We start from the raw sequence: 23,314 nt of genomic DNA on the forward strand, positions 1-23,314 counted from the left end.
CCGGGCGGCACTGCGTTTGCCCGGCCTACAAAAACACTCTCGTAGGCCCGGTAAGCGCAGCGCCAGCGGGCAAATAAGCATCAGCGGAAGTTAATGTTCTTATCGCTGGTCATATCATACAGCTGGAACTTACGTCCAAGCTGCTGACCGCCGTCGCGCGTCAGCGGCGTCCAGCCCACTGCCGCACGGCTGCGGGTTGGGCCTGATGAGAACAGATCCAGCGGAATCGACACGTACACCCCTTTGGTGAAGTCCCCTTCCCCGTACTCGTCTGGCGAAACGTTGGTGATGGTGGCATAACCGCCTACCACAACGCCGCTGTCGAAGTGTTTGGAGATATCCAGCGTGCCGCCCTTATCGCCCGCCAGGTACTGCCCGACGCTGGCTTTCACCAGCACATCCTGTGCGAACGACGGCGTCCAGTAGGCGGTCAGGTGGCCGGTTTTGACGCTGTAGTCGGTGAACTTCATCATGTCCTGCGCGCTGCGCCAGTCACGCTGTTTCACGTAGTTGGCATCAATCCCAAACGCCCAGTTGCTGTCGACGGGACGATAAAGCACCTCCGCCCCCGCGCCGCCGAACATGGTTTCCAGATAGCCACCGTAAACCTGGCCGTAGAAGCCGTTACCGAAGTACTGGAAGTAGTTGGCCTGCAGGTTATTCACGTAGATATCGTTCTGCACATATTCGCGAACGCGGGTACGCACGCGCGGCAGTTTTGAATCATTCGGCGGGTTGGTGTAGTTAAATTTGTCGTAGTTGTTGGCAAGGTTGCCGAACAGACTACCGGTGGTCAACAGGTGGTCGGTCACCCACAGATCCGCCGTCGCCATCGCGCCCAGCTGATACATGTAGAAGTTTTCCGGCCCACCCACGGACTGGTTCAGCACCGGATCGATATGGAAATCGAAGCGGGATTTATCGATATACCAGCCCTGCTCGGTGCTCTCTGGCACCACCGGCTCAACGCGTTTTTGCACCAGCTCGGTTTCATGTCCCAGCGGTTCGCCTTCAAGATGACGCTTAAGGCTGGCAACATCGGTTTCAGTGGTGACCTGCGGCAGGTTGAGACGGTTCTCCGTCACGCGGATCGTGCGGATCCCCTCCGGCAGATCGTTCATGACGATCCGGTTGGCGCGCTCGATCCCTTCGCGGGAGTCGCGGTATTTTACCTGCTCGCCGGTGACGTACAGCGTATCGCCTTTGGTCTGGATCTTCGGATCCGCCAGGCCTGCGTTATATTTCAGCAGCGTCAGCTGGTTCGCTACCACGGAGTGCTGAATGATCGCATCCTGCGGCTCCGGCTGGTATTTGGGCCGCGGGTTATCATTGTAGCGCGGCCGCATGTCGTTAAAGTTGGTGCGCAGCGTAAAGCCAAACATCAGGGTATTACCGCGCTCATAGCTGAGGTTAACGTCGGCCCAGTCGGTGACGCGGTAAATGGCGCCGACGTTAAACTTGCTCTTCTGCTCAATCTTGCCGGCAAAATCTTCGCTGTAGTTATTGCCTTCGTACTCCAGCTTCAGGCGCAGCGGCTGCCATGGCGTTTGATACTCTACGCCTCCAAACAACGAGGCCGGGCCGTGGAACATCTGGTCGCCGTTGATGGAACCCGCTTTTTTATAGCTGTTATCGCGGTAGCAGTATTTGTCGCTGTAGGTACAGAACGGGTTGGTTACGTTGCCGCTGGTGCCGAGGTAGCCCCAGCCAAGACCCAGCGAGAAATCAAACGGTCCCCAGGCTTTGCTGGCAACGATGTATTCCGCATCAAACAGGCCGGTCCCGCCAATGTCTTTCGCCCCGACGGAGACCTGCGGCATCCAGTAGCTCTCTTCCCACAGGCGCAGCTTCACGTCGAAGGCTTTGTCTTTATAGGTCTGATCGCCGGAGAAGGCGTCCACGCTGCTGTACTGTTTTGTACGCACGTCGGTGTAGCGCAGCGTAGTCTCCAGCCAGGGGAACAGCTGCACGGACGCAGAGTAGTAACGGTACTGATCGTTATCGCGATAGTTAAGGCTGATTTCCCCCTCGCGGGCCATACGCGCGGTCGGGGTTTGCAGTAAGCCCACGCCGCCAAAATCGGACTGCGACGGGCCGATGGGTGCCGGATACGTTTCTGCATGACAGGCGGCACTCACGCACAGTGCAAGCATGCTGTAGAGATAGGTTTTTTTCATTATTCCGGTATCCGCTGTATCAGGGAGCGAAGGATATCGGCATTAAGCCCGTCATACGCTTTCGTCCAGAAATGGTCGGCAAAACCGACAAAAATGATGCTGCCTGGCATAGGTTCGATATGGCGTTTATTCCAGTAAGCCACCGGCGCTTTTTGCGTATGCCCGTCCGGATAGACCACCCAGGCATAGCTGTTATCCGCACCGCTGAGCAAGCTTTGCTCGTCGAGATAGCTCACGACGTCCCGGCCCGGCGTAAACGACTTTTTGCCAGGGCTGCTGATAAGCCCCATCACGGTGACGGTGGAAGACTGAGCCGGCAGCCACAGGGTATAGTCTCCTTCCAGCGACGGATTGCCGTTTTCGGCGACGCGCACCTCATCCGGATCGAGATTCACCTTCTGGCGACCCGTCACCTTAACCGCCTGAAGCTGCTGACGCAGGCTAGTAATGGCCGCGGCATCGTCAGCATCTTCCTGTTGTGCCAGCCCGCTCAGTCGGGCGAGCAGCGCCTGATGTTTTTGTTCCGCTAAAATCGTCGCCTGACGCTCGCTGATAACCGCCCCGGTCCACCAGCTTTTCGCCAGCCTCGGCTGCCCCACCAGATCGAGCAGATGCCCGGCATTGGTTAAGGTTTTAGGTTTTTCGCTGTCCGGGGTGTAGACCTGTACCGTTCCCGCAGACCACGCCAGCGGCGAGGCCAGGCTGGCGAGAAGCGCAACGTGAATGAACATTTTCATGATTTCGCCGCCTTGATCAGGGTGGTCTTCACCGGGAAGAAACCGGCACCGAGATACTGTAAGGACTGGCGGATTTGCCCCTCTTCGTCCACCCAGAAGCGGTTATGCCAGGTGGCCTGATCGGTTGTCACCTCTTCATCCAGCACGCGCACCTGCGTTTCGTCGCTGCCCACTTTGACGCTGTCCGTACCATCCCAGCGGAAGGTGGAGCGGGCCGTGGCGTAGCGCACCTGTTTGTGCTCGGTCCAGCCCATTGTGCGCGTCCAGCTTGCGCCATCGACGATCTGATTCGGCTTGATGAGCGGATCTTCAGCCAGGTTGTTTACCTCAAGCAGGTTGTCGCCGCCGAGCAACGTTTTCACGAAGCGGGAATGCTGAGTCACGATGGTGGCCTGATCCTGCGTCACCCATTTCTGCTGCCCGTTTTCATCGAAAGCGAGCACCACAAACAGTTGCGGACCATCGTTTAGCTGCATGTACTGGCTGGCATACGGCATGTTCTGAAGTTCGTCATCGGTCAGATGCACGCCCGGCGTGCCGAACATGCTGTCCCACAGTGAGTGGCCCAGCCCTTTGGTGGTAGCTGAGCACGCCTGCAACAGCAGGCAAATCAGGATGATTGCAGGTCGCTTCACGACTCTTCTCCGAAGGGGCGAAATAACCACACCGAAGTGTGGTTATGATTAAAACACCCGGTATTACTGGGTGCTGGTCGTCGTAGTGGTCGTGGTTCCGGTATTGGAGCCATCACCGCCACCGGTTGCCGCCAGCGCGACACCCACGGCTGAACTTACGGCGCTGGTGCTGGCTGCGGTAGAACTCCCCGCAGACGCAGACGTCGCTGCCGACCCTGCTGCTTCCCCGACCTGGACCGGAGCTGCATAGACAGACGTCGCCGCAAGCGCAGATATGGCAAAAATGCCATACAGTACTTTCTTCATAACAATTTCCCTTCAATGAATGAATGGAGATTCGCCCGAAAAGAAATTCAGGCGGATTCGAGTATACACAACTAAAGCAGTGGGTTTACCGTGGGGGTAAATAGGGATGAGGTTTTCAGACTAATGGTTAAAAATGAAAAGAAAAAAGAATTATTGAAATAGATAACCATTCATTATCAAACAGTTATAATATAACCCCATTAAAGTATCACTCCGTATTTTCTTAAAATAACCCTCAGCAATTAACGGGGTAACCGTGTTTTTCGGATTAAACTCAGATTCAGAATTTGAGATATCTAACAGACATCAGGAATTATCCGATAAAAAAATGCCGGCATATCGCCGGCATTGTTCATGACATATTTATTACGCACGCCATGCTTTATAACGGTTAATCAGACCATTGGTGGAGCTGTCGTGGCTGTCGATTGCTTTATCGTCACCCAGCTCTGGCAGAATGCGGTTTGCCAGCTGTTTGCCCAGCTCAACGCCCCACTGGTCAAAGGTAAAGATGTTCAGAATAGCGCCCTGAGTGAAGATCTTGTGCTCGTAGAGGGCAATCAGCGCGCCCAGGCTGAACGGCGTAATTTCACGCAGCAGAATGGAGTTAGTTGGACGGTTGCCTTCGAACACTTTGAACGGCACAACGTGTTCCAGGTTTGCCGGATCTTTACCCTGGTCACGGTACTCCTGCTCAACCACCTCGCGGGATTTACCGAACGCCAGCGCTTCGGTCTGGGCGAAGAAGTTAGACAGCAGCTTCGGATGGTGGTCGGAAAGCGGGTTGTGCGTAATCGCCGGGGCGATGAAATCGCACGGTACCATTTTGGTGCCCTGATGGATCAGCTGGTAGAACGCGTGCTGACCGTTGGTGCCCGGCTCGCCCCAGATGATTGGGCCAGTCTGATAATCCACCGCGTTACCGTTACGGTCAACGTACTTGCCGTTGGATTCCATGTTGCCCTGCTGGAAGTAGGCCGCAAAGCGATGCATATACTGGTCGTACGGCAGAATCGCTTCGGTTTCAGCGCCGAAGAAGTTGTTGTACCAGATCCCGATCAGCGCCAGCAGCACCGGCAGGTTTTTCTCAGGCGCGGTGGTGGAGAAGTGTTTGTCCATCGCGTGCGCGCCGGAGAGCAGCTCAACGAAGTTGTCGAAGCCGACGGACAGGATGATGGACAGACCGATTGCAGACCACAGTGAGTAGCGGCCACCCACCCAGTCCCAGAATTCAAACATGTTCGCAGTATCAATACCGAACTCACCCACCGCTTTACCGTTGGTGGACAGCGCCGCGAAGTGTTTCGCCACGTGCTTTTCGTCGCCCGCGGTTTTCAGGAACCAGTCGCGCGCGCTGTGGGCGTTGGTCATGGTTTCCTGAGTGGTGAAGGTTTTAGACGCCACCAGGAACAGCGTGGTTTCCGGGTTCACCTTTTTCAGCACTTCAGCGATGTGAGTCCCATCGACGTTGGACACGAAGTGCATGTTGAGATGGTTTTTGTACGGGCGCAGCGCCTCGGTCACCATGAACGGGCCGAGGTCAGAGCCGCCGATACCGATGTTTACGACGTCGGTGATCGCTTTGCCGGTGTAGCCTTTCCACTGACCTGAGATGATCGCTTCAGAGAAGGTTTTCATCTTTTCCAGCACCGCGTTCACTTCCGGCATCACATCTTTGCCGTCAACGATAATTGGAGTATTGCTACGGTTGCGCAGCGCCACGTGCAGCACGGCACGGTCTTCGGTGCGGTTGATCTTCTCACCGGAGAACATGGATTTGATGGCATCTGCCAGCTCAGTCTCTTTCGCCAGATCTTGCAGCTTCGCCAGCGTCTCTTCGGTGATACGGTTCTTGGAGAAATCCACCAGCATCAGGTCATCGAAGGTGGCGGAAAACTTGCTGAAACGATCGGCATCTTTCGCGAACAGATCCGCGATAGTGACGTCTTTCATTTCATCAAAATGTTTCTGTAGTGCCTGCCATGCAGCGGTCTGCGTTGGGTTGATGTTTTTCATAGCAATACTCTTCTGATTTGAGAATTGTGACTGCGGTCGATTGTAGCGCCTGCAAATAAAAATTGTGATGGTTTTTATGCCATTGCCCTGGTCTGCATCAAACGCAGGTGAAAAGACCCGAAAAGTATAGCTGCTGTCGCGCCCTTCCGGCGTGGCGAAATGTTGGTCAAAAAGGGGTAAAAAGGAGCATAAAATATGGGCCTGTTATAAGTCCTGTTTCTGAGGGGTACCCCCCCATGAAAAATCCGCATAATCCCAACATTGACAGGACCTCCCCCGCATTTTATTTATAGGGCCGTATTTTGCGCCTGCACCTGTTCTCGCTTCATTCTTGTGCCAAGGTCGCTCTATTCATTCCCTGACACGAGGTTGTTATGACGAGTTTTGTGGTCGCCAAGTTTGGCGGCACCAGTGTGGCAGACTACGCTGCCATGAACCGCAGCGCCGATGTGGTGCTGGCCGATCCGAATACCCGCCTGGTGGTGCTCTCCGCCTCAGCCGGCGTGACGAACCTGCTGGTTTCTTTGTCTGAAGGACTGGAAGCGACCGAGCGTTTCGTGAAGCTGGATGCACTGCGCAAAATTCAGTTCGACATCCTTGAGCGTCTGCAAAACCCGAACGTCATTCGTGAGGAAGTGGAACGCCTGCTGGAAAATATCACTACCCTGGCAGAAGCCGCTTCACTGGCAACCTCTACCGCCCTAACCGATGAACTGGTCAGCCACGGCGAACTGATGTCCACCCTGCTGTTCGTTGAGATCATGCGCGAGCGCAATATTCAGGCGCAGTGGTTCGACGTGCGTAAAGTAATGCGCACCAGCGACCGCTTTGGCCGCGCCGAGCCGGACGTTGAAGCTTTGGCAGAGCTCACTAACCAGCAGCTTGCCCCGCGTCTGGATGAAGGCATAGTGATCACCCAGGGCTTTATCGGCAGCGAAGCCAAAGGGCGCACAACCACGCTGGGCCGTGGCGGCAGCGACTATACCGCCGCCCTGCTGGGTGAAGCCCTGCATGCAACCCGCGTGGATATCTGGACGGACGTGCCGGGCATTTACACCACCGACCCGCGCGTGGTCTCTGCGGCAAAACGCATTGACGTGATCGCCTTTGAAGAAGCGGCTGAAATGGCCACCTTCGGCGCGAAAGTGCTGCATCCGGCCACGCTGCTGCCCGCCGTGCGCAGCGACATTCCGGTCTTCGTTGGCTCCAGTAAAGATCCAAAGGCGGGCGGGACGCTGGTCTGCAAGAAAACCGAGAACCCGCCGCTGTTCCGCGCGCTGGCCCTGCGTCGTAAGCAGACGCTGGTTACCCTGCACAGCCATAATATGCTGCATTCCCGCGGCTTCCTGGCAGAAGTGTTTGGCATCCTGGCGCGCCACAATATCTCTGTAGATTTGATTACCACTTCCGAAGTGAGTATTGCGCTGACGCTGGACACCACCGGTTCAACCTCAACGGGTGATACCCTGCTGACGCAGTCGCTGCTGATTGAGCTTTCCGAGTTGTGCCGTGTGGAAGTGGAAGAAGACCTGGCGCTGGTGGCCATCATCGGCAACAAGCTGTCGCGCGCCTGTGGCGTGGGTAAAGAGGTGTTCGGCGTGCTCGACCCGTTCAATATCCGCATGATCTGCTACGGTGCATCCAGCTACAACCTCTGCTTCCTGGTCCCTGCCGATCAGGCCGAACAGGTCGTGCAGAAACTTCATCAGAATTTATTTGAATAAAATTCGTTAGCACGATAAACATTATCCATAAGCCGGGCACAGACCCGGCTTTTTTATAACAAAACAACACGACAATACTGCAAGGAATTCACTATGCTCTCCGCTATCACCCGGCTGTTCCCGTTATGGGCGCTGCTGCTCTCCGTACTCGCGTATTACACTCCCACCACGTTCACGGGCATTGGTCCGTGGGTCACCACGCTACTGATGCTGATTATGTTCGGCATGGGCGTGCATCTAAAAATTGACGATTTCAAACGCGTGCTGTCTCGCCCGGCACCGGTTGCCGCAGGGATTTTCCTGCACTACCTGGTGATGCCGCTCGCGGCCTGGCTGCTGGCGATGGCCTTTAAGATGCCGCCCGACCTTTCCGCCGGGATGGTGCTGGTGGGGAGCGTCGCCAGCGGCACGGCATCTAACGTCATGATCTATCTGGCGAAAGGCGACGTGGCGCTCTCCGTCACTATCTCTTCCGTTTCCACGCTGGTGGGCGTGATTGCCACGCCGCTGTTAACCCGCCTGTACGTGGACGCGCATATCCAGGTGGATGTGATGGGCATGCTGCTCAGCATTCTGCAAATCGTGGTGATCCCGATTGCGCTGGGACTGGTGATCCACCATCTCTTCCCGCGGGTGGTGAAAGCGGTTGAGCCGTATCTGCCCGCGTTTTCGATGGTCTGCATACTTGCCATTATCAGCGCCGTGGTAGCCGGTTCCGCATCGCACATTGCTTCAGTGGGCTTTGTAGTGATCGTCGCGGTTGTGCTGCATAACACCATTGGTCTGCTGGGCGGATACTGGGGTGGAAAGCTGTTTGGTTTCGACGAATCCACCTGCCGCACGCTGGCGATCGAAGTGGGGATGCAGAACTCTGGCCTGGCGGCGGCGCTGGGTAAAATTTACTTCTCACCGCTGGCGGCGCTACCGGGAGCGCTGTTCTCCGTCTGGCACAACCTGTCCGGTTCGCTGTTAGCAGGGTACTGGTCCGGTAAGCCGATTGATGACCAACCGAAAAAAGATGCGGTGAAACAGGGTTAATTGAGCCGGCTTGCTTTACACTGAAGCCTCCCCATCAGGAGGCTTCAGCAATGGCTACACCACGTTTGACCCAGAAAGACATGACCGAAGCCGAGCAGCGCGAACTTAAAACGCTTCTCGACCGCGCCCGCATCTCGCATGGCCGCACGCTGACGAACGCCGAAACCAATCAGGTTAAAAAAGAGTACATCGATAAGCTGATGGCGCAACGTGATGCCGCGGCGAAAAAAGCCCGCAAGCTGAAAAAAGAGCAGGCGTATAAACCCGACGCAGAGGCGACTTTTTCCTGGTCCGCCAGCACATCAACCCGTGGAAGGCGCTAATCAGCGCCCTTTCTTTTTGCGCCCCGGCTGGGTAAAGCGTTTTCCGTTGCCCGGCTTGCCTCGCCCTTTCTCTTCCGCCTGCGGTGCCTTCACCACCGGACGCTTAATCGCCTGCGTTTTCGGTTTGGCTTTAGCTTTCGGCTTCGCTTCGGACGAGGAGTTCTCGATAAGTTTGAACAGCTCGATCAGCTCGTCATCCGTTAAGTCACGCCACTCGCCCAGCGGGATGCCAGACAGGCTGACGTTCATGATGCGCGTGCGTTCCAGCTTCGTCACTTCATAACCGAAGTACTCGCACATGCGGCGGATCTGGCGGTTCAGGCCCTGAACCAGCGTGATGCGGAACGCGAACGGTGCTTCTTTTTTGACTTTACACTTCTTCGTCACGGTGCCCAGAATCGGCACGCCAGCGCCCATTCCGCGGATAAACTCGTCCGTCACCGGCTTGTTCACCGTCACGATGTACTCTTTCTCGTGGTCGTTACCGGCACGCAGAATTTTGTTGACCAGATCGCCGTGGTTGGTGAGGAAAATCAGCCCCTGAGAGTCTTTATCCAGACGGCCAATCGGGAAAATGCGGCTGCTGTGGTTCACGAAATCCACAATGTTGTCCCGCTCGCCATCTTCCGTGGTGCTGACAATCCCAACCGGTTTGTTCAACGCGATAAACACCAGGTCTTCGGCATCACGCGGTTCGATGACCTGACCATTCACTTTCACCACATCGCCAGGTACCACCTGATCGCCAATGGTGGCGCGTTTGCCGTTAAGAAACACGTTACCCTGTTCAATGTAACGGTCAGCCTCGCGACGTGAGCAGATCCCGCTCTCGCTAATGTATTTGTTTAATCGGGTTGATTGAGTTGGCAGCATAGTTTCTCCTGTGAAGGGCGAAATATACCTTACCTTGCGCCTGACAAAAAAGTCCTAGTAACCGCTGATCAGAAAATCGAGTGCATCCCGCAATGAAGCACTGCTGTTAGTAAGATCGGCAACGCGTTCACCTAACTCTTTTAGCGATATGCCTGCCATCATGTGCATCATCACCACGCAGGGTTTTCCCGCGACCTCAACGGCGGGAGCGACCAGTACATGCTTCATCAGAACGACCTCTGAAAGTCACTAAAGGAGCCGTTTTCATCAACCCACTGGTTAATGGCGTCAATAGAAGCTTTATTTTCTTCAAGCCACTCTGCGCGCCGATGTTCACGAAATAGCTCCTGCAAAGCCGCCGTTAGCACGGCAGAAAGGTTAAGTTTAAGCCTTCGCGCCTCTTCAAGGATGTCCGGCGACAGGGAAACATTCACTGATTTTTTAATACTATTAGCACCGCGCATGAGAACCCCCATTGGAATGCGCATGAACTGGCGAAGTGTAGCGTAATAAATGAGCACTTCCTATTCCCTTAAAAATGTAAGGGTTGAAGAATAAATTGCTCTTTATGGGGAGTCACGCCTCACAAAACCCTTTTGCGAGGCGCTTTCAGAGATTAATACTCATCCCGCTCATCGTCTTCATCCGGCTGCTCCATCACGCTGTATGCCACCGCACAGAACAACGAGTTAAGACGCTTCATATCTCCCAGCAGCCCCAGGTGGAGCGAGCTGGTTTCGATACTCTGCACGTTCTGCTGGTGCAGACGCTCAACGTGGGCGTGCGAGTAGCGCCGGTTGAGGATGCGGAAACGGTGCTTGTTGCGGCGCAGGCGGCGCGCGCTCGGCACGTCGCTGGAGAAGAAGACCGACATCGCCAGCTTCAGGTTGCTGACCAGCTGTTCGTGCAGCGCTTCCAGCTCCTTCAGCCCTTCGACAGAAAACGCCCGACGTGCGGCCAGGGATTTGTCTGCGATTTCACTGCCCATACGCTCGACAATATCCGAAGCCTGCTCCAGGTTAAGCGACATTTCAATGATTTCCGCCCAGCGGCGCGACTCCTCTTCCGCCAGCTCGTCCTGCGGGATCCGCGCCAGATAGAGCTTGATGGCGGTATACAGCACGTTGATATCGTCCGCCAGCCTGCGCAGCTCTTTTTCTTCGCGCGGCTCGCCGTGCATCACCTTTTGCAACCCTTCCAGCATGGTTTCCATCGCGTCACCCATGCGCAGCGTTTCGCGGGCGGCATTCGCGATGGCCAGCGCGGGCGTGTCCAGCACCGAGGTGTCCAGATGCTTCGGTTTAAGGCGCGCGTCCAGCTCCGGTTCATCACGAATTAGCCGCTCGCAGAAGCGGGCCATCGGCGCGGCAAACGGCACCATCGCCAGACAGCGTACCAGGTTGTAGAAGACGTGAAAGTAGATCACCAGCTCCGCTTTCGGCAGAGAGAGGTTGTCCATCAGGTTCGCCAGCGGGTGCACAAACGGCAGAATGATCAGGCTACCCACCAGCTTGAAGAGCAAACTCCCCAGCGCCACCCGGCGGGCGGCAGCATTGGCTGCGCTGTTGTTAAGCATCGCCAGCAGGCCAGAGCCAAGATTCGCACCGATGACCAGGCATAGCGCCACCGGGAAAGAGATCGCGCCCGCAGCGGTTAGCGTGGCCGTCAGCAACACGGCCGCCAGGCTGGAGTAGCTGACAATGGCAAACACCGCGCCGATCAGCGCATCCAGCATAATATCGCCGGTTAACGAGGCGAAAATGACCTGCACACCGTTGGCCTGGGTGATCGGCGTGACAGCCTGCACAATCAGCTCCAGCGCTAGCAGGATCAGCCCGAGGCCAATACCGACGCGGCCAAGCTGCCCGGCACGGCTTTGCTTACGGCCGAGGAAGAAAATGACGCCGATAAAAATCAGCAGCGGCGACAGCCAGGAGAGATCGAAGGTCAGGATACGTGCCATCAGCGCGGTACCGACGTCGGCACCAAGGACAATCACCAGCGCCGGGGCGAGCGCCACCAGATCCTGCGCCACGAACGAGGTGACGAGCATAGTGGTGGCGTTGCTGCTTTGCACCAGCGCCGTGACGCCAATACCCGCACAGAAGGCGAGCGGCTTCTTCTCAACGCTGCCGCTGAGAACGGTACGTAAACGTGCGCCAAACACGCGCATCACGCCGGTACGAACGATATGGGTGCCCCATACCAGCAGTGCGACTGCGGAGAGCAGGTGTAACAACGTCAACACAGTGGGTTTTCCTCCTTATCGTTATCTGTTTTCCTGAGGCTTGTTGCGCGTTATCTTGCCGGATGGCGGCTACGCCTTATCCGGCCTACGCGCAGGCCCGGTCAGCGCAGCGCCGCCGGGCAATGTAGTAAGAACCTTCTTCCAGTATAAGGGTTTAAACGTAAGAAAGAGACAAGGCACCATAGCGGTGCCCTGTTTGTTGTAAGGAAAAGTGACGTTAGTCTGCGTCGTAGCCTAAATTCGGCGCCAGCCAGCGTTCCACCTCTGACACGCTCATGCCTTTTCGCAGGGCGTAGTCTTCAATCTGATCCCGCTGAAGCTGTGCCACGGCGAAGTACTTGCTGTCCGGGTGGCTGAAATACCAGCCGGAAACGGACGCGCCCGGCCACATGGCGAACGACTCGGTAAGTTTCATGCCGGTATGCGCTTCCACGTCGAGCAGTTTCCAGATAGTGCCCTTCTCGGTGTGTTCCGGGCAGGCCGGATACCCCGGCGCCGGACGAATGCCCTGGTAGTTTTCGCGGATCAGCTCCTCGTTGCTGAGATTCTCATTCGCCGCGTAGCCCCAGTGCACCTTACGTACGCGCTCATGCAGATACTCGGCAAAGGCTTCCGCCAGGCGATCGGCAATCGCTTTCACCATGATTTTGTTGTAATCATCGTGCTGTGCGTCGTACGCGTCCGCCAGCGCGTCTTCTTCCAGACCACCGGTTACGGCAAAGGCGCCGATATAGTCGGCTTTACCGGAGAGTTTCGGTGCGACGAAATCCGCCAGGCAGTAGTTGGCAAAGCCCACTTTCTCGGTTTGCTGGCGCAGATGGTGGCTCACGGCCAGCACATGGGTGCGGGTTTCATCGCGGTAGATTTCTATGTCGTCGCCCACGCGGTTCGCCGGGAACAGCCCCACCACGCCGCGCGGGTTGAGGGCTTTCTCTGCGCTCAGTCTGTCGAGCATATCGTTGGCATCTTTAAACAGGCGTTTCGCCTCTTCGCCTACTACCTCATCTTCAAGAATGCGCGGATATTTGCCCGCCAGCGACCAGGTCATGAAGAACGGCGTCCAGTCGATGTAGTTACGCAGCGTTTCGATGCTGGCCGTCACCTCCTGCACGCCCAGACGGTGCGCGACCGGCGGCGTATAGCTGGACCAGTCGAACGCCAGATCGTTATCGCGCGCCGCCTGAAGCGAAACCGGCGGCGTGCGCGGTTTCTTACGTCCATGCTGAATGCGGACGGTTTCATACTCTTTGCGGGTGCGGGCGACAAAGTCATCGCGCTGGGTGTCAGACAGCAGCGCGGAGACCACGCCCACGGTGCGCGAGGCGTTTTGGACATACACCGTCGGCCCACTGTAGTTCTGCTCGATTTTCACTGCGGTGTGGGCTTTCGAGGTGGTTGCCCCGCCAATCAGCAGTGGAATAGTGAAGCCCTGGCGCTCCATCTCTTTTGCCACGTTGACCATTTCGTCCAGCGACGGCGTAATCAGCCCGGAAAGACCAATCAGATCCGCATTCACTTCGCGAGCGGTCCTGAGGATTTTATCCGCCGGGACCATCACGCCAAGATCGATAATTTCGTAGTTATTGCATTGCAGTACCACGCCGACAATGTTTTTGCCGATGTCGTGTACGTCGCCCTTCACGGTGGCAATGACCATCTTACCGTTACTGGAGCCCTTCTCTTTGCTGGCTTCGATAAACGGCTCAAGATAAGCCACGGCCTGCTTCATGACGCGGGCGGATTTCACTACCTGCGGCAGGAACATTTTGCCCTCGCCGAACAGATCGCCGACCACGTTCATGCCGTCCATCAGCGGCCCTTCGATCACTTCAATCGGACGGGCTGCCTGCTGACGCGCTTCCTCGGTATCCTGCTCAATGAACTCAGTAATGCCTTTTACCAGCGAGTATTCCAGACGCTTTCTCACATCCCAGGAACGCCATTCGGCCTGCTGAACGTTGGCTGATTCGTCAGCTTTACTGCCGCGGTATTTTTCCGCCAGATCCAGCATGCGTTCAGTGGCGTCGTCACGACGGTTAAGGATCACGTCTTCTACTGCGTCGCGTAGTTCTGCGGGCAGGTCGTCGTAAATCGCCAGCTGTCCGGCGTTAACGATCCCCATGTCCATCCCGTTGCGGATGGCATAGTAGAGGAACACGGCGTGGATGGCCTCACGCACCGGGTCGTTGCCGCGGAACGAGAACGAGACGTTCGACACGCCGCCGGAAATTAGCGCATGCGGTAGCTCGCGTTTGATGTCTTCACACGCGCCGATAAAGTCCTGGGCGTAGTTGTTGTGCTCTTCAATGCCGGTTGCGACAGCAAAGATGTTCGGGTCGAAAATAATGTCTTCCGGCGGGAAGCCCACCTCTTCGGTCAGAATTTTGTACGCGCGGCGGCAAATCTCAATTTTGCGCTCGCGGGTATCGGCCTGGCCCACTTCATCGAAGGCCATCACCACCACGGCGGCCCCGTAGCGACGCACCAGCTTCGCGTGGTGGATAAAGGTATCGACGCCCTCTTTCATTGAGATGGAGTTAACGATGCCTTTGCCCTGAATGCACTTCAGCCCCTTTTCGATGACGTCCCATTTGGAGGAGTCAATCATGATCGGCACGCGGGCGATGTCCGGCTCACCGGCAATCAGGTTGAGGAAACGCACCATCGCCGCTTCGGCGTCGAGCATCCCCTCGTCCATGTTGATATCGATAATCTGCGCGCCGCTCTCCACCTGCTGGCGGGCAACGTCCAGCGCTTCGCTGTACTTCTCTTCTTTGATCAGGCGCTTGAATTTAGCGGAACCGGTCACGTTGGTACGTTCACCCACGTTCACAAACAGGCTGTCGTCGCCGATGGTCAACGGCTCAAGGCCGGAAAGACGGCAGGCTACCGGAAGCTCGGGTAACTTGCGCGGTGCAAGCCCGGCGACGGCGCGGCTCATGGCGGCGATATGCTCCGGCGTGGTGCCGCAGCAGCCGCCGACGATGTTGAGGAAGCCAGATTCGGCCCACTCGCGGATTTGCGCCGCCATGGTGTCGGCATCCAGATCGTACTCACCGAACGCGTTCGGCAGACCGGCGTTCGGGTGGGCGGTGACGTAGCACTCTGCGATGCGCGAAAGCTCCTGCACGTACTGGCGCAGCTCGTCCGGCCCCAGCGCGCAGTTCAGGCCGAAGGAGAGCGCTTCGGCATGGCGCAGAGAGTTATAAAACGCTTCGGTTGTCTGGCCGGAAAGCGTGCGCCCCGAGGCATCGGTGATGGTGCCGGAAATCATGATCGGCAGGTCAACGCCCAGCGCCTCGAACTCCTCTTTCACCGCGTAAATTGCGGCTTTGGCGTTGAGAGTGTCGAATACGGTTTCAATCAGGATCAGGTCGGAACCGCCTTCCACCAGCGCTTTAGTGGACTCACGATACGCGGCCACCAGTTGGTCAAAGGTGATATTGCGGAAGGCTGGATCGTTCACGTCCGGAGAAATCGACGCGGTGCGGTTGGTCGGGCCCAGCACCCCGGCAACATAGCGCGGCTTGTCCGGCGTGCGGGCCGTCCACTCGTCGGCGCAGGCGCGGGCGAGTTTCGCCGCTTCAAAGTTGATCTCCGCCGACAGGGATTCCATCTGGTAATCCGCCATGGCGATGGTTGTCGAGTTGAAGGTGTTGGTTTCTACAATATCCGCACCCGCTTCGAAGTAGGCGTTGTGGATATCCCTGATGACAGAGGGTTTGCTCAACACCAGCAGGTCATTGTTTCCTTTCAGGTCACAAGGCCAGTCGGCAAAGCGCTCGCCGCGGAAATCGTCTTCACTCAGACGATAGCCCTGGATCATGGTGCCCATGCCGCCGTCCAGCACCAGAATTCGTTCATTTAACTGCGCACGCAGTTGCTCTACTTTGCTGCTCACACTTGCTCCCGACAACGTTCAACATGGCCAAAAGGCTGCGTTCCATACTGGCATAATCTCTAAGGGTCGAAAAGTCACACAGCGGTAACATGAGACATGTTCACTATCACTCCTCCGATCAGTCAGGAAAGCGGTTGCAAAACCACCAAATAAAACGAAAATGATTTCCACGATACAGAAAAAGGAGTTCGTCATGGTTACGACCGTTCCCGCTAAACGCGGCAGAAAACCTGCTGCAACCACCGCTGCACAACCTGGCGGACAGGTTCAATCCCTGACGCGCGGCCTGAAGCTGCTGGAATGGATAGCCGAATCGCATGGTAGCGTGGCCCTGACGGAGCTGGCGCAGCAGGCTGGCCTGCCGAACTCCACCACGCACCGTCTGCTGACCACCATGCAGCAGCTGGGCTTCGTGCGTCAGGTGGGCGAGCTGGGACACTGGGCGGTGGGCGCACATGCGTTTATTGTCGGCAGCAGCTTCCTGCAAAGCCGCAACCTGCTGGCGATTGTCCACCCGATTCTGCGCAAGCTGATGGAGGAGTCCGGCGAGACGGTAAACCTGGCCGTGCTGGATCAGAGCGATCATCAGGCGATTATCATCGACCAGGTGCAGTGTACGCAGCTGATGCGCATGTCCGCACCGATTGGCGGCAAGCTGCCGATGCATGCCTCTGGCGCAGGGAAAGCGTTTCTCTCGCAGCTTAGCGAAGAGCAGGTGACGGGTCTGCTGCACCGTAAAGGTCTGCACGCCTACACCCACGCCACCCTGGTGTCGCCGGTGCATCTGAAAGAAGATCTGGCTCTGACCCGCAAGCGCGGCTATTCGTTTGATGACGAAGAACATGCCCTCGGGCTGCGCTGCCTCGCGTCCTGTATTTTCGACGAACACCGCGAGCCGTTTGCCGCCATCTCCATCTCCGGGCCGATTTCACGTATGACCGACGACCGCGTCACCGAGCTGGGTGCGCTGGTGATTAAGGCCGCAAAAGAGGTGACGCTGGCGTATGGTGGGATTCGCTAGGATTGAGGGCGGTCTGGTGCCCTCACCCCGGCCCTCTCCCACAGGGAGAGGGAGAAAACATGATGCCCTTACCCTGCGGGAGAGGGAGAAAAGCGGATGCAAAACCGCTGCTTGCGGCGGTAAGCGTAGACATCTTCCACGTGCCCGTTTTTAATCCGCGTTTGCAGCCCGCGCCAGTAACTGGCGCGGAACAGATCGGCATGCATCTCTTCGAATAGCGGCCCGATGCGCGGGTCGGCACAAAGCCAGTGGCGAAACTCCTCCGGAAACACATCGCCCGGCGATACGCTGTACCACGGCTCGCTGGACAGTTCATCTTCCGGGTAGCGCGGCGGCGGGATATCGCGGAAGTTCACCTCGGTCATGTAGCAAATTTCATCGTAATCGTAGAACACTACCCGCCCGTGACGGGTGACGCCGAAGTTTTTAAACAGCATATCGCCGGGGAAAATATTGGCAGCGGCGAGCTGGCGGATGGCGTTGCCGTACTCTTCGATGGCATCACGTAAAGCCTGGCCCTCTGACTGTTCCAGCCAGATATTTAGCGGCACCATACGGCGCTCAATGTAGAGATGGCTGATCGCAATCTTATCGCCAAGATCGGTAATTTTCGTCGGCGCTTCCTGCATGAGTAGCGTCATTAGCGCCGGATCGATCTGCTGCTTATCCAGCACAAAGTTTTCAAACTCCTGGGTATCGGCCATTCGCCCGACGCGATCGTGCTCTTTTACCAGCTGATAGCAGGCACGGACGTGGGCTGCGGTCATCTCTTTCTGCGGGGCGAATTTATCCTTAATCACCTTAAACACCCGATCAAAGCCCGGCAGCGTGAAGACCAGCATCACCATGCCGCGGATACCCGGCGCTTCGATAAACTGCTCATCAGCCGTGGTGACATAACGCAGGTATTCCCGATAACTCTCCGTTTTGGCATGCTTCTGACAGCCAATCGCCATATACAGCTCGGCGGTGGTTTTGCCCGGCAGGATCTCGCGCAGCCACTCCACCAGGGCGGCGGGCAGCGGGGCGTAGACCATGAAATAGGAGCGGGCGAAGCCAAATACGATACTCGCCTCAGCGCTGGTAGTCAGGCAGGTATCGACAAACAGTTCGCCGTCGTCGGTACGGTGAATGGGCAGCAGAAACGGCACGATGGCTGTCGGCGTAACCAGTTTGCCCACCAGCCAGGCGGCCTTATTGCGGTAGAAAAGCTCGTTGGCAACCTGCAAATGGCTGCGGCTGAGCACCGCCTCACCGAAGGTTTCACTGAGATACGCGTGGATATAGCCGATATCCCGGGGTTTATTCTGCCACGGCAGGCGCAGCGGCAAATCCGTTAAGACGCGGTGCAGGAGCTTTTCCCAGCCGCGATCGGGAAAGAAATCTTTCGCCAGCGGACGCGGAATGGTACGGAAGCGTCGCTCGGGCTGGGAGCTGAAGATAAATAACCGCTCAGGAGATAATGAGCGGTGGTCAAATAACCGGCAATAGACGGAGTTGAAAAAGCTCTCCGCAATCTCGAAGCGCGGGTAGTCGGGTAACAGATGGGTGTAATGCTCTTTCACGCGCAGTAAAAATTCCGCATCCGGGCTTTTACCGTCGGTGATACAGCGCAGTTGTTCCACCACCAGACCTACGTGGTGATCATAGAGATGGATACGCTGCTTCATGGCCTGCTGAACCGCATGCCAGTCGGCGTGCTCAAAACGCTGTTGCGCGCCGGATGTGACTTCCAGAAAGCGGCCATACTGGGCATCGAAGCCCTGCAAAATAGTTTGGGCTATCAGTAATTCCAGACCACGCGACATATATTCCCCTCACCCCAACCCTCTCCCCGAGGGGGGAGAGGGGGAAAGATCAGAACTGTGCTTCTTCCGTTGAACCCGTTAATGCCGTGACGGAGGAAGTCCCGCCCTGAATAATTGTGGTCACATTATCGAAGTAGCCGGTTCCCACCTCCTGCTGGTGCGAAACGAAGGTATATCCCTCTTTACCCGCCGCAAATTCTGGCTGCTGTACCTTCTCAACATAGTGCTTCATGCCTTCGCCCTGTGCGTAGGCATGCGCCAGGTCGAACATGTTGAACCACATGCTGTGGATACCCGCCAGGGTGATGAACTGGTACTTGTAGCCCATATCCGACAGCTGCTGCTGGAAGCTGGCGATGGTCGTGTCGTCCAGATTTTTTTGCCAGTTGAAGGACGGCGAACAGTTATAGGCCAGCAGCTTGCCCGGATATCTCGCATGAATCGCATCGGCAAAGCGCTTCGCCAGCGCCAGATCCGGCGTGGAGGTTTCACACCAGACCAGGTCGGCGTAAGGGGCATACGCCAGGCCGCGGCTGATCGCCTGTTCAATACCGGCATGCGTGCGATAGAACCCTTCGCTGGTGCGTTCGCCGGTGATGAATTCGCTGTCGTACGGGTCGCAGTCAGAGGTGATCAGGTCCGCTGCGTCCGCATCGGTACGAGCAATGACCAGCGTCGGCACGCCGAGCACGTCAGCAGCCAGACGCGCGGCAACCAGCTTCTGGATCGCTTCCTGAGTTGGCACCAGCACTTTCCCGCCCATATGCCCACACTTCTTCACCGACGCCAGCTGATCTTCAAAGTGTACGGCCGCTGCACCGGCCTCAATCATCGATTTCATCAGCTCAAAGGCGTTCAGCACGCCGCCGAAACCGGCTTCCGCATCGGCGACGATCGGCAGGAAATAATCAGTAAAGCGCGGATCGTGGGGCTCGATGCCCGCCGCCCACTGGATCTGATCCGCACGGCGGAAGGTATTGTTGATCCGATCTACCACTGACGGCACCGAGTTCGCCGGATAAAGAGATTGATCCGGATACATGCTGGAGGCCAGGTTAGCATCCGCCGCGACCTGCCAGCCGGAAAGATAGATAGCTTCAATGCCGGCCTTCGCCTGCTGCAATGCCTGACCGCCAGTCAGTGCGCCGAGGCTGTTGATATAACCTTTTTTAGACCCCCCGTGCAGCAGATCCCACATTTTCGCCGCGCCGTTCTGCGCCAGCGTACACTCCGGGTTAACCGAGCCGCGTAACTTCACCACTTCCTCTGCGCTGTACGGACGGCGAATGCCTTCCCAGCGCGGTTGGGTCCACTCTTTTTGTAACTCTTCGATCTGTTGGGTACGGGTTTTCATGTGCAGATGCTCCATATTGTTATGTGGTGAATTACGCCAGGAAGCGGTAGCCCGGCAGGGTCAGGAAGTCGATTAAGTCATCAGAGGTGGTGATTTGCTCCATCAGGCGCGCAGCGTCATTAAAACGCCCGCTGCTGAAGCGGTGCTCGCCCAGTTCGTCCTGGATGACCCGCATCTCTTCGGCCAGCATCTGACGGAACAGGGCTTTGGTGACCGGTTTGCCGTTGCTGAGCGTTTTTTGATGATGGATCCACTGCCAGATGGAGGTACGTGAAATTTCCGCCGTGGCGGCATCTTCCATCAGGCCGTAGATCGGCACGCAGCCGTTGCCGGAGATCCATGCCTCGATGTACTGCACGGCGACGCGAATATTGGCGCGCATGCCCTCTTCCGTACGCTCGCCCGCACACGGCGCAAGCAACTGTTCTTCTGCGATTGGCGCATCGTCTTCACGGGTGACAAACAGCTGGTTTTTGTTGTCGCCGAGTACGCGGTTGAAGACCTCCATCGCCGTGTCGGCCAGACCGGGGTGGGCAATCCACGTCCCGTCGTGGCCGTTACGGGCTTCCAGCTCTTTATCGGCTTTCACCTTGTTGAGCACCTGATTGTTACGCTCTGCGTCTTTGCTCGGGATAAACGCCGCCATGCCGCCCATCGCAAAGGCGCCGCGTTTGTGGCAGGTCTTAATCAGCAGGCGCGAGTAGGCGCTGAGGAACGGTTTATCCATGGTCACAACCTGACGATCCGGCAATACCCGGTCGGCATGGTTTTTCAGGGTTTTGATGTAGCTGAAGATGTAATCCCAGCGGCCGCAGTTCAGGCCCACAATATGGTCACGCAGCGCATGGAGGATCTCATGCATCTGGAATACGGCTGGCAGGGTTTCAATCAGCAGCGTGGCCTTAATGGTGCCGCGCGGCAGGCTGAAGCGGTCTTCTGCGTAGCTGAAGACTTCACTCCACCACGCCGCTTCCTGCCAGGACTGGGTTTTCGGCAGATAGAAATAGGGGCCGCTGCCTTTCGCCAGCAGGTTCTTATGGTTGTGGAAGAAGTACAGCGCAAAGTCGAACAGGCTGCCCGGAATGGCTTCTCCGCGCCAGGTGACGTGTTTTTCAGGCAAATGCAGACCGCGTACGCGGCAGATCAGCACCGCCGGATTCGGTTTGAGCTGGTAAATTTTACCGGCTTCGTTGGTATAGCTGATGGTGCCGTTGACGGCGTCGCGCAGGTTGATCTGCCCGTCGATAACTTTCTGCCAGTCCGGCGCGAGGGAATCTTCGAAGTCCGCCATAAATACTTTGACGTTGGCATTCATGGCGTTAATCACCATTTTGCGCTCTACCGGGCCGGTGATCTCTACGCGACGATCCTGTAAATCTTCAGGGATTCCGCGAATTTTCCATTCACCATTACGAATGGAAGCGGTTTCCGAAATAAACCCTGGCAACTTGCCGTTATCGATCTCCTGCTGTTGATGAATGCGTGCCGCCAGCAGTTTATTACGCTGTGGCGTAAAGCGAGTCACCAGTTCAGTCAGAAACTCTACCGCTTCTGCCGTCAAAACTTGCTGTTCTTGCTCGCCATTCGGCTGGGTAAAGGTCAGTTCATCGACCGTTGTTGCCTGTTGAGTCATCGTTCTGCTCCTCATCAAAGATCCAAAATCACGCCCCCGATGCGAGCGAAAGATCGTTGTGTAGTTTTCGCTCAGCAGAATTAAGACTATCTATAATTTTTCCAAAATCAAAAACAATTTCCATTTTAATTCATATCCAATCACAACTGTATGATTAATATGGGATTAAAGTTTTTCACGATGTTGAGTTGGTTTTCGGAAATAAAAAAGGCACCCTAAGGTGCCTGATCTGAATAGCTGAAACGCTTTAGGATTGTTTAATGCAGACGATTACTCCAGCGTCGGATTCATGTGGCGCAGATCGTACGGCGTAATCTGGTAGACGTAATAGTTGAGCCAGTTAGTGAACAGCAGATTTCCGTGACTACGCCAGGTTGCCCGAGGCGTGTTTTGCGGATCGTTTTTCGGGAAATAGTTGTACGGGACATCCGGATTCAGACCCGCTTCAACGTCACGAAAATACTCTGACGCGAGGGTATGCGGATCGTACTCAGGATGGCCGGTAACGAACGCGATGCGTTTGTCTTTACTAGCGAACAGGTAGGCATCGCCGTCTTCCGTTTCGGCCAGGATTTCCAGGTCGGTATAATCGCGGATCAGCTGTGCCGGAAAATCGGCGTATCGAGAATGCGGAGCCAGGAAAGTGTCATCGAAACCACGCGTCAGCAGCGCATGCGGGTGAAGAATGTGGTGTTCGTATACGCCAGAAAGTTTGTCGCTGCGGGTTTGCTTGGGAATGCCATAGAGGATATTCAGCGCGGCCTGTACCGCCCAACAGACAAATAAGGTGGACGTGACGTGATCTTTTGCCCACTCCAGCACCTGCCTGATTTGTGGCCAGTAGGCAACGTCATTAAATTCCACCAGACCCAGCGGTGCGCCGGTGACGATCAGTCCATCGAAATTCTCATCGCGAATATCTTCAAAATTACAGTAGAAGTTATTCAGATGCTCAGCAGGCGTGTTGCGTGACTCACGGGCGTCAATGCGCAGCAGCTGGATATCAACCTGAAGCGGAGAGTTGGAGAGCAAACGCAGGAACTGGTTCTCCGTTTCGATCTTTTTTGGCATCAGATTGAGAATAAGCACCTTCAGCGGGCGAATTTCCTGACCTGTCGCACGCGAAGCCGTCATGACGAAGACATTCTCTTCACGCAAGAAATTGACGGCTGGTAGCTCGTCCTGCACCCGAATCGGCATAACCTTAAATCCTCACAACATACGTATAAACGTTTAGACATCCAGACAGCTAACGATACCCAGAAACAGGCTTAATGTCGAGTCTGCAAGCGAAAGGTGAGAAAGTTTCAAGGAGGGAAAGCATGTAGGGCGGGTAAGGTGGGGCCACCACCCGACTTTTCAGAACGCACAAAGCAAAAAACCCCGCACCTTCCGGTACGGGGTTCTTCCTGATTGATGCCTGGCAGTTCCCTACTCTCACATGGGGAGACCCCACACTACCATCGGCGCTACGGCGTTTCACTTCTGAGTTCGGCATGGGGTCAGGTGGGACCACCGCG

Annotated in this window: 18 protein-coding genes and 1 rRNA gene; 4 read left to right on the forward strand and 15 right to left on the reverse strand. The window is 56.3% G+C overall.

Annotation, left to right across the window (positions count from 1 at the left end):
• Nucleotides 1–80: 80 nt before the first annotated feature.
• From ACOTZP_RS20165 to pgi, 5 genes are all read right to left on the reverse strand, one after another.
• A complete protein-coding gene (locus ACOTZP_RS20165) occupies nt 81–2,177 on the reverse strand; it encodes a YjbH domain-containing protein (protein WP_023299084.1) in 2,097 nt (698 codons plus the stop codon).
• On the reverse strand, nt 2,177–2,914 hold the full coding sequence (locus tag ACOTZP_RS20170; protein WP_271075330.1) for a capsule biosynthesis GfcC D2 domain-containing protein: 738 nt from the start codon (nt 2,912–2,914) through the stop codon (nt 2,177–2,179). The genes ACOTZP_RS20165 and ACOTZP_RS20170 overlap by 1 nt, the downstream gene beginning before the upstream one ends.
• Nucleotides 2,911–3,549 (reverse strand): YjbF family lipoprotein, encoded by a 639-nt coding sequence (locus ACOTZP_RS20175; protein ID WP_271075329.1) that lies wholly within the window; start codon nt 3,547–3,549, stop codon nt 2,911–2,913. Before ACOTZP_RS20175 ends, ACOTZP_RS20170 begins: the two co-directional genes overlap by 4 nt.
• Before the next feature lie 63 nt (nt 3,550–3,612).
• Entirely contained in the window at nt 3,613–3,855 is a 243-nt protein-coding gene (gene yjbE, locus ACOTZP_RS20180) for an exopolysaccharide production protein YjbE (protein WP_003860341.1), read from the reverse strand.
• Between the two features lie 366 nt (nt 3,856–4,221).
• Nucleotides 4,222–5,871 (reverse strand): glucose-6-phosphate isomerase, encoded by a 1,650-nt coding sequence (gene pgi, locus ACOTZP_RS20185; RefSeq protein ID WP_271075328.1) that lies wholly within the window; start codon nt 5,869–5,871, stop codon nt 4,222–4,224.
• Nucleotides 5,872–6,245: 374 nt separating this feature from the next.
• Between pgi and lysC the strand changes: the two genes are divergently transcribed.
• The 3 genes from lysC to ACOTZP_RS20200 all read left to right on the forward strand — a co-directional run bounded on the left by lysC (nt 6,246) and on the right by ACOTZP_RS20200 (nt 8,956).
• Nucleotides 6,246–7,595: a lysine-sensitive aspartokinase 3 gene (gene lysC, locus ACOTZP_RS20190; RefSeq protein WP_165716249.1), complete on the forward strand. Its 1,350-nt coding sequence runs from the start codon at nt 6,246–6,248 to the stop codon at nt 7,593–7,595.
• 93 nt (nt 7,596–7,688) lie between these two features.
• Nucleotides 7,689–8,633 (forward strand): ketopantoate/pantoate/pantothenate transporter PanS, encoded by a 945-nt coding sequence (panS, locus tag ACOTZP_RS20195; protein ID WP_023295757.1) that lies wholly within the window; start codon nt 7,689–7,691, stop codon nt 8,631–8,633.
• A gap of 50 nt (nt 8,634–8,683) precedes the next feature.
• Nucleotides 8,684–8,956, forward strand: a complete 273-nt coding sequence (locus ACOTZP_RS20200; RefSeq protein ID WP_271075327.1) for a DUF3811 domain-containing protein — start codon at nt 8,684–8,686, stop codon at nt 8,954–8,956.
• Here ACOTZP_RS20200 and rluF read toward each other — a convergent pair whose 3' ends face one another.
• The 5 genes from rluF to metH form a co-directional block, all read right to left on the reverse strand.
• Complete coding sequence (gene rluF / locus ACOTZP_RS20205; protein WP_022646725.1) at nt 8,957–9,829, reverse strand: 23S rRNA pseudouridine(2604) synthase RluF; 873 nt, start codon at nt 9,827–9,829, stop codon at nt 8,957–8,959.
• Nucleotides 9,830–9,883: 54 nt separating this feature from the next.
• Nucleotides 9,884–10,057: a CcdB family protein gene (locus tag ACOTZP_RS20210; protein WP_022646724.1), complete on the reverse strand. Its 174-nt coding sequence runs from the start codon at nt 10,055–10,057 to the stop codon at nt 9,884–9,886.
• The gene (locus ACOTZP_RS20215) at nt 10,057–10,350 is read right to left on the reverse strand and encodes a type II toxin-antitoxin system CcdA family antitoxin (protein ID WP_045309060.1); all 294 of its coding nucleotides are present in this window, start codon (nt 10,348–10,350) and stop codon (nt 10,057–10,059) included. The genes ACOTZP_RS20210 and ACOTZP_RS20215 overlap by 1 nt, the downstream gene beginning before the upstream one ends.
• Nucleotides 10,351–10,445: 95 nt before the next feature.
• Nucleotides 10,446–12,077, reverse strand: coding sequence for a Na/Pi cotransporter family protein (locus tag ACOTZP_RS20220; RefSeq protein WP_022646722.1), 1,632 nt, complete (start codon nt 12,075–12,077; stop codon nt 10,446–10,448).
• Between the two features lie 217 nt (nt 12,078–12,294).
• Nucleotides 12,295–15,978, reverse strand: a complete 3,684-nt coding sequence (gene metH / locus ACOTZP_RS20225; protein ID WP_155019650.1) for a methionine synthase — start codon at nt 15,976–15,978, stop codon at nt 12,295–12,297.
• A 193-nt stretch (nt 15,979–16,171) separates the two neighbouring features.
• Between metH and iclR the strand changes: the two genes are divergently transcribed.
• A complete protein-coding gene (iclR, locus tag ACOTZP_RS20230; protein WP_022646720.1) occupies nt 16,172–16,999 on the forward strand; it encodes a glyoxylate bypass operon transcriptional repressor IclR in 828 nt (275 codons plus the stop codon).
• 68 nt (nt 17,000–17,067) lie between these two features.
• On the opposite strand, the gene aceK is transcribed toward iclR, so the two are convergent.
• The 5 genes from aceK to rrf all read right to left on the reverse strand — a co-directional run.
• On the reverse strand, nt 17,068–18,807 hold the full coding sequence (gene aceK, locus ACOTZP_RS20235; protein WP_058677321.1) for a bifunctional isocitrate dehydrogenase kinase/phosphatase: 1,740 nt from the start codon (nt 18,805–18,807) through the stop codon (nt 17,068–17,070).
• 49 nt (nt 18,808–18,856) lie between these two features.
• Nucleotides 18,857–20,161 (reverse strand): isocitrate lyase, encoded by a 1,305-nt coding sequence (aceA, locus tag ACOTZP_RS20240; RefSeq protein WP_045309064.1) that lies wholly within the window; start codon nt 20,159–20,161, stop codon nt 18,857–18,859.
• A 31-nt stretch (nt 20,162–20,192) separates the two neighbouring features.
• Nucleotides 20,193–21,794 (reverse strand): malate synthase A, encoded by a 1,602-nt coding sequence (gene aceB / locus ACOTZP_RS20245; RefSeq protein WP_421633774.1) that lies wholly within the window; start codon nt 21,792–21,794, stop codon nt 20,193–20,195.
• A gap of 270 nt (nt 21,795–22,064) precedes the next feature.
• On the reverse strand, nt 22,065–22,994 hold the full coding sequence (gene metA / locus ACOTZP_RS20250; RefSeq protein ID WP_022646716.1) for a homoserine O-acetyltransferase MetA: 930 nt from the start codon (nt 22,992–22,994) through the stop codon (nt 22,065–22,067).
• A gap of 218 nt (nt 22,995–23,212) precedes the next feature.
• Nucleotides 23,213–23,314 (reverse strand): 5S ribosomal RNA (gene rrf / locus ACOTZP_RS20255); the annotation flags it as partial.

Origin of the sequence: Enterobacter cloacae complex sp. SYL001 (genome assembly GCF_049237025.1) — a bacterium.
Classification (GTDB): domain Bacteria; phylum Pseudomonadota; class Gammaproteobacteria; order Enterobacterales; family Enterobacteriaceae; genus Enterobacter; species Enterobacter intestinihominis.

Bases quoted from the DNA above. Each gene is read 5' to 3' on its own strand.
- ACOTZP_RS20170 (WP_271075330.1), bottom strand. From the start codon at position 2,914: ATGAAAATGTTCATTCACGTTGCGCTTCTCGCCAGCCTGGCCTCGCCG.
- aceB (WP_421633774.1), bottom strand. From the start codon at position 21,794: ATGACTCAACAGGCAACAACGGTCGATGAACTGACCTTTACCCAGCCG.
- ACOTZP_RS20210 (WP_022646724.1), bottom strand. From the start codon at position 10,057: ATGAAGCATGTACTGGTCGCTCCCGCCGTTGAGGTCGCGGGAAAACCC.
- yjbE (WP_003860341.1), bottom strand. From the start codon at position 3,855: ATGAAGAAAGTACTGTATGGCATTTTTGCCATATCTGCGCTTGCGGCG.
- aceA (WP_045309064.1), bottom strand. From the start codon at position 20,161: ATGAAAACCCGTACCCAACAGATCGAAGAGTTACAAAAAGAGTGGACC.
- ACOTZP_RS20200 (WP_271075327.1), top strand. From the start codon at position 8,684: ATGGCTACACCACGTTTGACCCAGAAAGACATGACCGAAGCCGAGCAG.
- rluF (WP_022646725.1), bottom strand. From the start codon at position 9,829: ATGCTGCCAACTCAATCAACCCGATTAAACAAATACATTAGCGAGAGC.
- pgi (WP_271075328.1), bottom strand. From the start codon at position 5,871: ATGAAAAACATCAACCCAACGCAGACCGCTGCATGGCAGGCACTACAG.
- panS (WP_023295757.1), top strand. From the start codon at position 7,689: ATGCTCTCCGCTATCACCCGGCTGTTCCCGTTATGGGCGCTGCTGCTC.
- ACOTZP_RS20165 (WP_023299084.1), bottom strand. From the start codon at position 2,177: ATGAAAAAAACCTATCTCTACAGCATGCTTGCACTGTGCGTGAGTGCC.
- iclR (WP_022646720.1), top strand. From the start codon at position 16,172: ATGGTTACGACCGTTCCCGCTAAACGCGGCAGAAAACCTGCTGCAACC.
- lysC (WP_165716249.1), top strand. From the start codon at position 6,246: ATGACGAGTTTTGTGGTCGCCAAGTTTGGCGGCACCAGTGTGGCAGAC.
- aceK (WP_058677321.1), bottom strand. From the start codon at position 18,807: ATGTCGCGTGGTCTGGAATTACTGATAGCCCAAACTATTTTGCAGGGC.
- metA (WP_022646716.1), bottom strand. From the start codon at position 22,994: ATGCCGATTCGGGTGCAGGACGAGCTACCAGCCGTCAATTTCTTGCGT.